The 12,502-nt window shown below is 47.2% G+C and carries 12 protein-coding genes; 2 read left to right on the top strand and 10 right to left on the bottom strand.

Annotation, left to right across the window (positions count from 1 at the left end; all coding sequences use genetic code 11):
* Positions 1-40 precede the first annotated feature (40 nt).
* The 5 genes from BBI11_RS05500 to hprK are packed head-to-tail and all read right to left on the bottom strand — an operon-like array spanning position 41 to position 3,915.
* The gene (locus tag BBI11_RS05500) at positions 41-553 is read right to left on the bottom strand and encodes an acyltransferase (RefSeq protein WP_068461327.1); all 513 of its coding nucleotides are present in this window, start codon (positions 551-553) and stop codon (positions 41-43) included.
* A complete protein-coding gene (gene ppaX / locus BBI11_RS05495; RefSeq protein WP_068461324.1) occupies positions 550-1,203 on the bottom strand; it encodes a pyrophosphatase PpaX in 654 nt (217 codons plus the stop codon). The genes BBI11_RS05500 and ppaX overlap by 4 nt, the downstream gene beginning before the upstream one ends.
* On the bottom strand, positions 1,200-2,135 hold the full coding sequence (locus BBI11_RS05490) for a nucleoside recognition domain-containing protein (protein WP_068461321.1): 936 nt from the start codon (positions 2,133-2,135) through the stop codon (positions 1,200-1,202). Before BBI11_RS05490 ends, ppaX begins: the two co-directional genes overlap by 4 nt.
* A 19-nt stretch (positions 2,136-2,154) precedes the next feature.
* Positions 2,155-2,967, bottom strand: coding sequence for a prolipoprotein diacylglyceryl transferase (gene lgt, locus BBI11_RS05485; RefSeq protein WP_068461319.1), 813 nt, complete (start codon positions 2,965-2,967; stop codon positions 2,155-2,157).
* 21 nt (positions 2,968-2,988) lie between these two features.
* Complete coding sequence (hprK, locus tag BBI11_RS05480) at positions 2,989-3,915, bottom strand: HPr(Ser) kinase/phosphatase (RefSeq protein ID WP_068461317.1); 927 nt, start codon at positions 3,913-3,915, stop codon at positions 2,989-2,991.
* Positions 3,916-4,080: 165 nt separating this feature from the next.
* On the opposite strand from hprK, the gene BBI11_RS05475 reads away from it, so the two are divergent.
* Positions 4,081-4,629: an N-acetylmuramoyl-L-alanine amidase family protein gene (locus tag BBI11_RS05475; protein WP_068461315.1), complete on the top strand. Its 549-nt coding sequence runs from the start codon at positions 4,081-4,083 to the stop codon at positions 4,627-4,629.
* 43 nt (positions 4,630-4,672) lie between these two features.
* Here BBI11_RS05475 and BBI11_RS05470 read toward each other — a convergent pair whose 3' ends face one another.
* The 4 genes from BBI11_RS05470 to BBI11_RS05455 all read right to left on the bottom strand — a co-directional run bounded on the left by BBI11_RS05470 (position 4,673) and on the right by BBI11_RS05455 (position 11,243).
* Entirely contained in the window at positions 4,673-5,848 is a 1,176-nt protein-coding gene (locus tag BBI11_RS05470; protein ID WP_068461313.1) for a DUF4097 family beta strand repeat-containing protein, read from the bottom strand.
* Between the two features lie 82 nt (positions 5,849-5,930).
* Positions 5,931-8,813, bottom strand: coding sequence for an excinuclease ABC subunit UvrA (uvrA, locus tag BBI11_RS05465; RefSeq protein WP_068461311.1), 2,883 nt, complete (start codon positions 8,811-8,813; stop codon positions 5,931-5,933).
* 6 nt (positions 8,814-8,819) lie between these two features.
* Entirely contained in the window at positions 8,820-10,802 is a 1,983-nt protein-coding gene (gene uvrB, locus BBI11_RS05460) for an excinuclease ABC subunit UvrB (RefSeq protein WP_068461309.1), read from the bottom strand.
* 201 nt (positions 10,803-11,003) lie between these two features.
* A complete protein-coding gene (locus tag BBI11_RS05455) occupies positions 11,004-11,243 on the bottom strand; it encodes an IDEAL domain-containing protein (protein WP_058381274.1) in 240 nt (79 codons plus the stop codon).
* 176 nt (positions 11,244-11,419) lie between these two features.
* Between BBI11_RS05455 and BBI11_RS05450 the strand changes: the two genes are divergently transcribed.
* Positions 11,420-11,974: a competence protein ComK gene (locus BBI11_RS05450; protein ID WP_068461306.1), complete on the top strand. Its 555-nt coding sequence runs from the start codon at positions 11,420-11,422 to the stop codon at positions 11,972-11,974.
* Here BBI11_RS05450 and BBI11_RS05445 read toward each other — a convergent pair.
* Complete coding sequence (locus BBI11_RS05445) at positions 11,971-12,336, bottom strand: YhjD family protein (protein ID WP_068461304.1); 366 nt, start codon at positions 12,334-12,336, stop codon at positions 11,971-11,973. The genes BBI11_RS05450 and BBI11_RS05445 overlap by 4 nt on opposite strands.
* Between the last annotated feature and the right edge of the window lie 166 nt (positions 12,337-12,502).

Here is a 12,502-nt window from a genome sequence, read left to right as displayed (position 1 = left end):
AAGCAAGGAGAACAGAAAAAATCCTGAAAGCGCTGAGCTTTCAGGATTTTGCTTGTCGATCGGCCATTTCTTCGGCTGTATAGATGATTTTCATCGGATTGCCGCCGACAAAAGCTCCAGCCGGTACATCTTTATGGACGAGCGTGGCAGCGGAGACAATAGCACCGTCTCCAATCTTGATGCCGGGCAAAATCGTACTGTTTGCTCCGATCATGACACGGTCGCCAATCAAGACGTCGCCGAGCCGATATTCTTCGATCAAGTATTCATGTGCGAGTATAGTCGTATTATAACCGATTACGGTATTAGCGCCGACTTCTATGCGTTCCGGAAACATCAAATCCGGCATGACCATGAGCGCAAACGAAGTTTCTTTGCCGACAGTCATGCCAAGAAACTTCCGATACAGCCAGTTTTTCAATGGCAAAAATGGCGTGTAGCGAGCGGTCTGGATGACCAGGAAGTTCTTTGCTACTTTCCAGAACGGCACTGTCTTGTAGATGTGCCAAAGCGAATTCGCCCCTTCGACCGGATAACGCTCGGTGCGTCTCATTTAACGCCTTCTTTTGTCAGTTCCAATAAATCGGAAATATGTTGCAGCATGAAGTCCGGTTCAAAGCTCGCTAAAAACTCTTCTCCTTTGGCAGTCCAAGAAACGCCAGCTGTGCGAACCCCGGCATTTTTCCCACCTTCGATATCATGTGAATTGTCACCAATCATTAAAGCATCTTCCCGATCCGCTTCCAGTAAACGTAGGGCCAACTCAAGCGGTTCTGGATGCGGTTTCGGGTTTTGTACATGATCTAATGCTACTAACACATCAAACACATCATCAACGCCCATCAAACGCAAGCCATGTAAAATGGTTTCTTCCCGCTTGGTGGAAACGATCGCCATCTTCAAGCCTCTCGACTTCAGCATACGCAAAGTTTCTGTGACCCCGTCATATTCCGACACCAGATCGTCATGGAGTGTGCGGTTCAACCGGCGGTATTGGTCGCTCAGTTCATTGACCTTGTCCGGGGCAATATTTGTAAAAGTTTGTTCGAGTGATGGCCCGATAAAATGCAAAACATCCTCCCGGCCATATTCACCAGGAAAATGTTCGCCGAGCACCGTTAGGAACGTCTGAACGATTAATTCATTCGTATCCAGCAACGTTCCGTCAAAATCAAATAATAATGTGTTTATTTCTTTGTTCATGTAGAGAGCACTTCCTTCCGATTGTCTTCAGCCCGCCGCCATAGATAAGAAATGAATATCGTTAAAGCGAGGGCGGTAATGACCCGAATTAATAATAATGGCCAGATTGGGATGCCGAGCGGGATGAAGATCAATGTATCTTCAACTACTGCATGGCACGCCACCAGGAAAATAAAAGCGAGCGTCGCGTCTTTGCGGCTGACGCCATCTTCTTGGACAGCCTGGATCATGACCCCAGCTCCCATCGCTAACCCGAAAATCAGTCCGGAAGCGAGCGTCAAAGAAGTATTTTTCTCGACGCCAATCAGCCGGGTGAGCGGCCCCATCATATTCGAGATTTTCTGTAAATACTGGCGATCTTTCAATATTTGAATCATCAGCATAAGCGGGATGACGATCATCGCTAGTTGGAGTACACCAAAGCTCGCTTTTTCCAATCCCAGCATAAAAATACCTAGCCAGGTTTCTGGAGCAGCAGCGACTTCAGGTGTAAATCCATATTGCGCAACTTCTCCGCCACCGGACCAGAATAGATTGATCAAGAGGCCGGACAAAGCAGCCAAACCAAAACGAACCACCAGAACAATCCATAACCGGACACCAACTTTCAAGGCAACGCCGGTTTCGATAAAGATGTTATGCGAGAACGATAACATAACCGCCAAGATGAATACTTCTTTGACGGTCAGTTCAAGCGATAGAATCCCAGCAATTCCTGCATACAGATTGAGTGCATTGCCGAGCACGAGCGGTACGGCCGCCTCGCCACTGAGTCCAAAAATCCCCATGACCGGCGCCACCAAGTCGATGATAAACGGCAGCACTGGCGTGAATTGCAGCATGGTGACAAGCAAAGTGATCGGAAAAATGATTTTCCCGAGTGACCACGTAGTCTTTAATCCGGCTTTCAAGCCATTTTTCACTGTCGACATTCGATCTCTTCTTTCCTCGTTATTTATCCAAATAGCGCGGCGGGTTTTTGATGGCCACTCGCCGGTAAATGATGAACGCGAGCCCGATGATGATTGCTATGACCGACACAAGCTGTGCAGCGCGCAATTCGCCGATGACGTATAAGCTATCGGTACGCATGCCTTCGATGAAGAAACGCCCAACCGAATACCAAATCATATAGAAGAAGAACATTTCCCCGCGCACCAAATTGACTTTGCGCAGCAGCAGCAAAATAATGATTCCAACCAAGCTCCATAATGATTCATAAAGGAAGGTCGGATGGTAATAAGCGCCATCTATGTACATATGATTGATGATCCAGTCAGGAAGGAATAAATTCTCCAGAAATTGACGCGACACTTCCCCGCCATGTGCTTCCTGGTTGATAAAATTGCCCCAACGCCCGATCGCCTGACCGATTAAAATACTCGGTGCGAGTATATCAGCTACTTTTAAAAATGGCGTATTGCGTCGTTTTGTGAACACATATGCGACAATGACCGAAGCAATCAACGCGCCGTGTATCGCGATTCCGCCGTTCCAAATGGCGATGATTTGAGCGGGCTGATCCCGGTAATTCTCCCATTCGAACAGAACATAATAAATACGGGCGCCGACAATGGCAAGCGGCACCGCCCAAATCAATAAGTCGGTGAGGTAATCTGGGTGAAGCCCACGTTTGACCATTTCTTTTTGCCCGACAAGAAAGGCAATGACGATGCCCGTTGCAATAATGACGCCATACCAACGGACATCGATCGGCCCGAGTGAAAATGCAGTCGGATCGATCGCTGCTAAAACTGAATACATATAGTGCACCTTCCCATTCGCTTAATTTGTATCTTGCGAGATGACATCATCAAGTCGCTTGGAGAATTCCTCAGCAGCGTTGACCCCCATCCGTTTCAGGCGGTAGTTCATCGCCGCTACTTCGATAATGACAGAAAGGTTACGTCCTGGACGTACAGGAATCGTCAACTTCGTCACATCCGTATCAATGATTTTCATGGTCTCTTCCTCAAGGCCGAGACGATCGTAAGTTTTGTCTTGATCCCAAATCTCGAGATCAATGACAAGTGAAATACGCTTGAAGTTACGTACGGCACTCGCTCCGAATAAAGTCATGATGTCGATGATGCCGACACCGCGGATCTCCAGCAGGTATTCAATTAGCTTTGGTGGATGCCCAACGAGCGTGCTTTCGCCTTCTTGACGAATTTCCACACAATCATCCGCTACAAGGCGATGGCCTTTCTTAACTAGTTCCAAAGCCGTTTCACTCTTACCGACGCCACTTTTTCCGGTAATGAGCACACCGATTCCGTAAATATCGACCAATACCCCGTGCACAGCTGTCGTCGGAGCGAGCTGGCTTTCCAGGAAGTTTGTTAATAAGCTGGAAAAGCGGGTAGTGGTCATGTTCGTCCCGAGTACCGGCACATGTTTTTCAGAAGAGGCAATGACCAACTCTTCCGGCACATCGACGCCGTGGGATACGATGATAGCAGGTGTATCTTCTGCACACAATTTCATCATCCGGTCAAGACGTTCCTCAGGTTTAAGCATCGCAAAAAATGATAGTTCTGTTTTCCCGAGCAATTGCATGCGATTTGCTGGATAATGAGTAAAATAGCCTGCCATCTCTAATCCCGGTCTCGAAATATCGCTGATGGCAATATGCCGCCCGATGCCTTCTTCGCCGCTGATGAGTTTCAAGCCGAACATCTCCATCACTTGTTTCACTGTTACTTGTCCCATAGTTTTCCCTCATTCCCCCTGCTGCGCAAAATTCGGTCTTCCAAATAGCCCTTCTGTTTTGCGGTCGGTTTGTTTTCATTTTAACATGGAAAAAAAGAAATTGAAGAATTTCGTCCCCTTTCTCACCCTTTCCTTCTATATAAAGAATGAAAGGGGAGATATGTGATGAAGATTATCATTGATGCAGGACACGGGCCAGGGACAATCGGCAAACGGACACCAGATGGCAGGATGCGTGAGTTTCATTTTAACAGCGCTGTTGCGGAAGAAGTCAAAAAGCGGCTGATAGCAGAAGGATACATCGTGTTATTTAGCCACCAATTAGACCGCGATGTCCCGTTAAAAGAACGGACCCGCTTGGCTAACAGCTCTGGCGCAGAGCTGTTAGTATCGATTCATGCGAATGCCTCCGGAAATAACTATAGTCCGGCGCAAGGCATTGAAACTTTCATTTACCCGACTGCACCACAGCGCACTCAGAAGTTCGGCCGACTACTCCAAAACTCGCTAATTGCCTCGACGCAACGGAAAGACCGCGGACTGAAAACTGCAGATTTCGCCATGCTGCGAGATACTGTTATGCCGGCTGTTTTGGTCGAGTGCGGATTTATGACCCACCGTCATGAAGCAGCTCTACTGCAATCTGCCGATTACCGCATGCGTTGTGCACGCGCCATCAGTTTTGCAATCACTTGCATGGAACTAGAACGCTAAAAAGCCCAGTGGAGAAAATTCTCCACTGGGCTTTTTTCTTTGTTTAGTCGATCGTTAAATAACGCACCAGGATCGATCCTGTTTTCGTTTCACCGTAAACGAGCAATGGCCCAGCAGCAGACTCAACATCCCCATTTTTCGTGAAATGCATTTTTTTCTGCATAAACTGGCCTTGTTCATGACTGCTATTGATGTCCGACAGCATAACGTCCATACGACCAAGATTAGAAGAGACTTCCCCTCTCAGCGCCAAATGCTGCGGAATGTAGATTTCCACATTGCCGGCCAAAGTCTTCGCTTCGAGTTTCTTCGCTTCTTTGCTGCGCGTCGTCGCGACGACATTGCCGTTTAAGGACTTCGCGTCAATGTCTTCGATGTCTCCATCGATATAAATGCGACCATTTAAAGTTTCCGCTTCAACTTCACGGCCCTTCACTTCCATCATCTGAATCGGGCCATTGGCCGTTTCAAGCTCAGCTTCTTCAAATTGCATCGTTTTCAAGTCAATTTTCCCATTGGCGGTTTTGACTTTGATCAATGCGGAATCGATGCGTTTCATAGTGAAACCACCATTGAATAAACGAACGACAATTTGCTCGAATGTCGCTGCTGGCACGTACAAGACAATATTTACTTGCGTTGTTTTCATATCGCTGATGATGCGCAATTTGCGGTCATCGGCAATGAAAACGAATTTCTCCAGAAAGTCCTGTTTAGCTTGCTCTGGTGATTCTGAACGGAATGCTTTAATGCTGCATTCTGCACGGATTGACCCGTCCTGTGAAGGAAATACTTCTAGTTGCCCATTCGCAATATCCGCAATAATGGTATGCAAATCTGCACTTTCTTCCGTAAAGGTATGTTCAAAACGGCTTGCTTCACCGAATGGCGAATCAAATTCCATCGTTTTCAGCTTATCAGCGGACGTCTGCATGAAATGCATCATTCGGTCGCCAAGTTCGTTGAAATCCTTGGACATGTTTTTGGAAAAGTTCTTGGAGAAATCCTTTGAAAAGTCTTTGGAAAACTTCTTGAACATGTCCTCAGGACGGAAGAATCCACGTTTGCCGCGCGGATTGCGGTAGGTTTCGCGACTGTAATCTTTCGATGTATTGGCTGATTCCCCGCTGTCGACCGCTTTCAATAACTCAACTGCTTCACGTGCCGAGATCGTGCCATTTTCAACCATGTCCAAAATGCGTTCTTTTTCACTTTGCATATCGTTTGGCCTCCTCTTCGGATTCCTGCCTCAGCAGAAATTCCTGTCTACTTTAATGATACGTTTGGCCATGCGGAAAGTTTCACTTTGCCTTTCTTTTCTTGGCACTTGCCTTTCCGACCAATTCTTCCATGCGTGCGCGGTCTCGCTCGAGAATCGGCTTCAAGTACATCCCTGTATAAGATCCCTCAACTTTGGCGATGTCTTCAGGTGTACCAGTCGCTAAGATTGTACCGCCTTTGTCTCCGCCCTCTGGACCAAGATCAATTAAGTAATCGGCCGTTTTAATTACATCGAGATTGTGCTCAATCGTCAATACCGTATCGCCATTGTCCACTAGCCGTTGAAGCACTTTCAACAAACGTGAAATATCATCGGCGTGAAGACCTGTCGTCGGTTCGTCCAGAATATAAAACGATTTCCCATTAGAACGTTTATGAAGCTCCGAAGCCAGTTTAACACGCTGTGCTTCACCGCCCGATAACGTGGTCGCCGGTTGTCCGAGCGTCACATAACCAAGTCCGACATCGACAATGGTTTTCAGTTTGCGGTTGATCTTTGGAATGTTTTCGAAGAATCCATACGCGTCTTCCACCGTCATTTCCAATACGTCTGCGATGTTTTTATCTTTGTATTTCACTTCCAATGTTTCGCGGTTATAGCGTTTGCCGTGGCAAATTTCACATGGCACGTAAACATCCGGCAAGAAATGCATCTCGATTTTGATGATGCCATCGCCGCGGCAGGCTTCACAGCGACCGCCTTTCACGTTGAAACTAAAGCGCCCTTTTTTATAGCCGCGCACTTTCGCTTCATTAGTTGTCGCGTAAACATCGCGGATATCATCGAACACGCCTGTGTAGGTGGCTGGGTTAGAACGTGGCGTACGCCCAATCGGTGACTGGTCGATATCGATGACTTTTTCCAATTCGCCAATGCCTTCTACCGATTTATGCCGGCCCGGTTTGGCGCGTGCACGGTTCAATTTATGAGCTAATGATTTGTAAAGGATCTCATTGATCAATGTACTTTTTCCAGAACCGGAGACTCCTGTGACCGCTGTAAACAAACCGATTGGAATATCGACGTCGACATTTTTTAAATTGTTTTCGGATGCTCCCCGGATGGAAATCTTGCGGTCGTTCGGCTGTCTGCGTTCGACTGGCAGCGGAATGAATTTCTTGCCGCTCAAATACTGGCCGGTTAACGACTTCTTGTTTTTCATCACTTTTTCGGGAGTCCCGGCAGCGATGATTTCGCCTCCGTGTACACCCGCTCCAGGTCCAACGTCGATCAAGTAATCCGCTGCCATCATGGTGTCTTCATCGTGTTCTACGACGATCAGCGTATTGCCGATATCACGCATGTTTTTTAACGTGTTAATCAATCGGTCATTATCACGCTGATGAAGGCCAATGGAAGGTTCGTCAAGAATATAGAGGACGCCTGTCAGCCGTGAACCGATTTGCGTGGCAAGACGGATACGCTGGGCTTCCCCGCCTGACAAAGTACCGGATGCGCGGTTCAGTGTCAGGTAATCGAGCCCCACATTGATGAGGAAACCGACACGTTCTTGAATTTCCCGGAGGATCATATTAGCGATTTGGCGGTCTTTTTCGGATAGCGTCAAGCTATCGAAAAACGCTTGCGCTTCCGTGATCGAATACTCCACCACTTGACCGATGTGCAGGTCATTCACTTTAACGGCAAGCGATTCTGGCTTCAACCGGTAGCCTGAGCATGTCGGACACGGCTGCTGGCCCATAAATTTCTCCATCATGTCGCGGATATAATCTGAACTGGTTTCTCGGTAACGGCGGTCGACATTCGCGAGCACGCCTTCAAAGAAAATATGGCTGTCGCGGATTTTGCCGTAGTCGTTTTCATAACGGAAGCGAATTTTTTCACGATCGGATCCGTGCAGGATGATGTTGACCTGGTCTTCGGGCAATTCCTTCATCGGTACGTCCATTTCAATTCCGAAATGACTGCATACCGCTTGCAGCAGTTGAGGGTAGTATTGGGAACTGGTCGGGCGCCACGGAGCGATGGCATGATCCGCGAGGCTAACGTCCCAATCGGGAATGACTAGCTCCGGATCAACTTCCAGTTTCATCCCGAGCCCGTCACATTCCGGACAAGCCCCAAATGGCGAGTTGAAAGAAAACATGCGTGGCTCCAATTCACCGATGGAAAATCCGCAAATGGGACAAGCATGATGTTCGCTGAACAACAATTCCTCTTCGTCCATAACGTCCACCAGTACGCGTCCTTCACCGAGGCGCAAGGCAGACTCCAACGAATCGCTCAAGCGCGGGGCGATTCCCTCTTTCATGATGACGCGGTCAATAACCACTTCAATAGAATGCTTTTTGTTTTTGTCGAGTGAAATATTATCATCCAAGTCGATCAGTTCGCCATTGACACGTACCCTTACATAGCCTTGCTTTTTGATGTCTTCTAGCAGTTTCACATGTGTGCCCTTGCGCCCTGATACGAGTGGTGCCAGCACTTGCATACGTGTCCGCTCCGGATATTCGACTAAACGGTCGACCATTTGCTCGACTGTTTGCGACGAGATTTCAATGCCGTGATTTGGGCAGATTGGCTTGCCAATCCGCGCATACATAAGTCGGATATAATCGTAAATTTCTGTAACCGTCGCTACGGTCGACCGCGGGTTTTTACTGGTCGTCTTCTGGTCGATCGAAATCGCTGGAGACAAACCTTCAATTAAATCGACATCTGGTTTGTCCATTTGACCGAGAAATTGTCGTGCATAAGACGACAAGGACTCGACGTAGCGGCGCTGGCCTTCTGCATAGATCGTATCGAACGCCAGTGATGATTTTCCAGAACCGGATAAACCGGTCATGACGACGAGTTTGTCGCGGGGAATCTTCACGTCGATGTTTTTTAAATTATGGGCACGCGCGCCTTGTATGCGTATCTCTTGGTTTTTCAAGTCCTATCATCCTTCCGCTTTCAATTCCAACACTGTATCACGAAGCTCTGCAGCCCGTTCGAAATCGAGCGCTTTTGCCGCTTCTTTCATCTCTTTCTCGAGTAAAGTAATGAGCTTCACGCGATCTTCTTTTTTGAGTTTCTTTCCTTCGACCGCTTTGCTGACATACTCTTCCGCTTCTTCCGCTGCTTCTGTTGCACGAATGACGTCGCGGATTTTTTTCTTTATCGTTACTGGCGTGATGCCATGTTCTTCATTATAAGCTGCTTGGATGGTCCGGCGGCGTGTCGTCTCATCCATTGCTTTTTGCATGGAATCCGTCACGCGGTCAGCATACATGATGACATGGCCGTTTTCGTTCCTGGCAGCGCGTCCCATCGTTTGAATCAGGGAACGTTCTGAACGCAGGAATCCTTCTTTATCTGCATCGAGTATGGTCACCAATGACACTTCAGGAATATCAAGTCCTTCACGAAGCAAGTTGATGCCGACCAGCACATCGTAGACACCCATCCGCAATTCGCGAATGATTTCAATGCGCTCGAGTGTCTTGATCTCAGAGTGCAGGTAATTGACTTTGACGCCTGCTTCTTTCAGGTAATTCGTTAAGTCTTCCGACATTTTTTTCGTCAAAGTTGTGACCAAGACGCGTTCACCGCGTTCTTTGCGCTGCTGAATTTCATCCATGAGATCATCAATTTGTCCTTCAATAGGCCGAATTTCGATTTCTGGGTCCAGCAAGCCTGTCGGCCGGATGATCTGCTCTACCATTTCCGGAGTATGTTCGAGTTCATAAGGGCCGGGCGTTGCAGAAACGAATACGGCCTGGTCAATATGTTCTTCGAATTCATCAAATGTTAACGGACGGTTGTCCATCGCTGATGGTAGGCGGAAACCGTGGTCGACCAGCACTTTTTTACGCGCTTGGTCACCGTTGAACATGCCGCGGACTTGCGGCAGCGTAACATGGCTTTCGTCGACCACTAACAAGAAATCATCCGGGAAATAATCAATCAAGGTGTAGGGTTGTGCGCCTGCCGGACGCAAGGTCAAATGGCGTGAGTAGTTTTCGATACCGGAGCAGAAGCCCATCTCACGCATCATTTCCAAATCATAGCGCGTACGTTGTTCGAGCCGCTGCGCTTCGAGCAATTTATCTTCTGCTCTCATTTCTTTCAAGCGCTCTTCGAGTTCCGCTTCGATATTTTCAATCGCTCTGACCATTTTGTCTTCCCGCGTCACAAAGTGAGAAGCCGGAAAAATCGCGACGTGTTCGCGGTCGCCAATGATTTCCCCAGTCAAAGCATCGACTTCCCGTATGCGGTCGATTTCATCACCGAAAAATTCCACACGCAAACAGCGCTCATCGCGTGAAGCCGGGAATATTTCGACCACATCGCCACGTACGCGGAATGTCCCGCGGATAAAGTTGATGTCGTTGCGTTCATACTGCACATCGACTAATTTTCTCAGCAACTGATTGCGCTCGATCTCCATCCCCTTGCGCAGTGAAACGACTAGTTCCCGGTATTCTTTCGGAGAACCTAGACCGTAAATGCAAGACACTGAGGCAATAACAATGACATCGTCTCGCTCAAACAAAGAACTGGTCGCCGAGTGGCGCAATTTGTCGATTTCGTCATTAATGCTGGCATCTTTTTCTATAAAAGTATCCGACTGCGGCACATAAGCCTCAGGTTGATAATAGTCGTAATAACTGACAAAGTATTCGACGGCATTATCGGGGAAAAATTCCTTGAATTCGCTATAAAGCTGTCCAGCCAAGGTCTTGTTATGGGCCATGACCAAGGTCGGTTTTTTTACTTCTTGGATGACATTCGACATCGTATACGTTTTCCCTGTACCGGTCGCACCAAGCAGAGTCTGGAACCGCTTGCCATCGATGACGCCTTGGGTCAATTGGGAGATGGCTTCCGGTTGGTCGCCAGCCGGTTCATAAGGAGCTTGCAAGTTAAATTCCTTTTTCATGGATAGGTCCTCCTGTGTTTTTCGCTACTTCTACTTTAACATATGCCCTAAAATTCCCCTAACAAAAAGCGAACGTATGTTTTTTTCTAAGGATTTTCAGTTTAGTCTCTCCTTAACTGGCGAATTTCCCGTTCTTTCATGGAGCCATTTACCTAATGAAGACATAGAAAAGCCGCCCGGAGTCATCTCCGGGCGGTCTTGTTATTCTTCTTCCCGCTTCAACTCTTGCAGTTGAGCAGTATATGTGTCGAAAGATTTGCGGTCGTTATGATCCAGGGCTTCATCGATAAGTGCCAGCAATTGCGTTTCCTGTTGTTCGCGGTGTACATGCTTCAAGAACAGATCCAAATAAATCTCATTCAATAGCTTTTCCGCTTCCGTGATCTTTTTTGTTTGAGCCATCGCTTTCATGAAGTCAGCATAAGAATAATAGTTTTCCATTCTTCTTCACCCCGAATGCTTTTCATTAGTATACACGAAGAAACAAGAAAGAAGCAATAGTTTTTTGAAAATTACAACGAGATTGAAAAAATAATTATTTCTAAAAATAATTATTGTGTATTTTCCATTTTTTATTATAATAATTTATGTAAAGTAAATTTAGGGGGTAAATATTCATGGGTAAGAAGAATCAATATCCTATCTCTTATACAATTTGCAGCAACACATATGCGTTGCTCCCGTATATGGATGGCCAACGGCTCTTGACTCGAGTCATTGAAGACCGCAGTGAATTTCTGGTCGAGGAATCGGTCTATAAAATCGTGGCAAAGTCATGCTCTTTCTATCGAGGCTCCCTCGCTAGCGCTACACTCTACGCACAAAAAGCCATTGGCGTAAAACACAAACCGCCGATCATTGTTGGCGAGTATTACGGCAACCCGCTGATTTTCTTTCCTACTCACTCTCCGAAAAACAAGGATTCCATCTGGTTCAATTTCGATGCCATCGATTTGATTGCCGCGGATGACAGCGGTCGGGGCAGTTTGGTATCACTTAGCAATGGTGTCGTCGTTCCTGCTGATATCTCTCCCATTGCGCTTCGAAACCAGCATTCATTTACCGGTTCTTTGCGCCGCTATTTCAAAAAAGCACAGCGCGTCCACAACCACCGAATGAACTATGTGACAAAACGGGCATTTCCACCTCGCAGCCAACAGCCACTCGATTAAAATGCTTGAGCGGCTGTTGTCAGATAAAGCCTCAATTGATCTTCAACGGCATTTTTCAAACGAATATTCAAATAGCGGCGATGGTCTTCATAACCGCCGTAGCAAAACACATATTCCGAGAAATTGTCGTCTTTACTTCCCCGCCTAACCTTCATGCCATTGGCCCTCATCAATTCGATGATCTCAGCCAGATCTCCCCTTACCTGCTCGATTGCCCGGTCCAGCAATTCCACATAGGGGGCTTTCAGTTTGAACGGACTTTTTTTTACCCATTCGCGATCCCGCTCTAAAATGAGGAGTACCATCGGCAATTGCACCCGCTTCTCAAAAACGGCTATTTCCGCCCTTGAAATCAGGGGCATATCCTCACCCCCCCAATAATTAGGAACAAGTGTTCTTATTTTTATTTTACTCGGGAATCTGCAAATTGCAAGAGGCGCTAGTTAAAAAAGAACGATTTTGTTTGCTTTTTTGCTATGTCAGAAGGACCGGCCGCCTGTTATGTCCATATTAAAAACGCCTTTTCAG

The organism is Planococcus maritimus, from assembly GCF_001687625.2.
Lineage (GTDB): Bacteria > Bacillota > Bacilli > Bacillales_A > Planococcaceae > Planococcus > Planococcus maritimus.
The sequence above is the reverse complement of the archived record's forward strand: the minus strand, read 5'-3'. Positions and strand labels throughout refer to the sequence as shown.

Excerpts from the sequence above, each read along its gene's own strand:
- BBI11_RS05445 (WP_068461304.1), bottom strand. The coding sequence starts at position 12,336 with ATGCCCCTGATTTCAAGGGCGGAAATAGCCGTTTTTGAGAAGCGGGTG.
- BBI11_RS05470 (WP_068461313.1), bottom strand. The coding sequence starts at position 5,848 with ATGCAAAGTGAAAAAGAACGCATTTTGGACATGGTTGAAAATGGCACG.
- hprK (WP_068461317.1), bottom strand. The coding sequence starts at position 3,915 with ATGGGACAAGTAACAGTGAAACAAGTGATGGAGATGTTCGGCTTGAAA.
- BBI11_RS05475 (WP_068461315.1), top strand. The coding sequence starts at position 4,081 with ATGAAGATTATCATTGATGCAGGACACGGGCCAGGGACAATCGGCAAA.
- ppaX (WP_068461324.1), bottom strand. The coding sequence starts at position 1,203 with ATGAACAAAGAAATAAACACATTATTATTTGATTTTGACGGAACGTTG.
- BBI11_RS05500 (WP_068461327.1), bottom strand. The coding sequence starts at position 553 with ATGAGACGCACCGAGCGTTATCCGGTCGAAGGGGCGAATTCGCTTTGG.
- lgt (WP_068461319.1), bottom strand. The coding sequence starts at position 2,967 with ATGTATTCAGTTTTAGCAGCGATCGATCCGACTGCATTTTCACTCGGG.
- BBI11_RS05450 (WP_068461306.1), top strand. The coding sequence starts at position 11,420 with ATGGGTAAGAAGAATCAATATCCTATCTCTTATACAATTTGCAGCAAC.
- BBI11_RS05490 (WP_068461321.1), bottom strand. The coding sequence starts at position 2,135 with ATGTCGACAGTGAAAAATGGCTTGAAAGCCGGATTAAAGACTACGTGG.
- uvrB (WP_068461309.1), bottom strand. The coding sequence starts at position 10,802 with ATGAAAAAGGAATTTAACTTGCAAGCTCCTTATGAACCGGCTGGCGAC.
- BBI11_RS05455 (WP_058381274.1), bottom strand. The coding sequence starts at position 11,243 with ATGGAAAACTATTATTCTTATGCTGACTTCATGAAAGCGATGGCTCAA.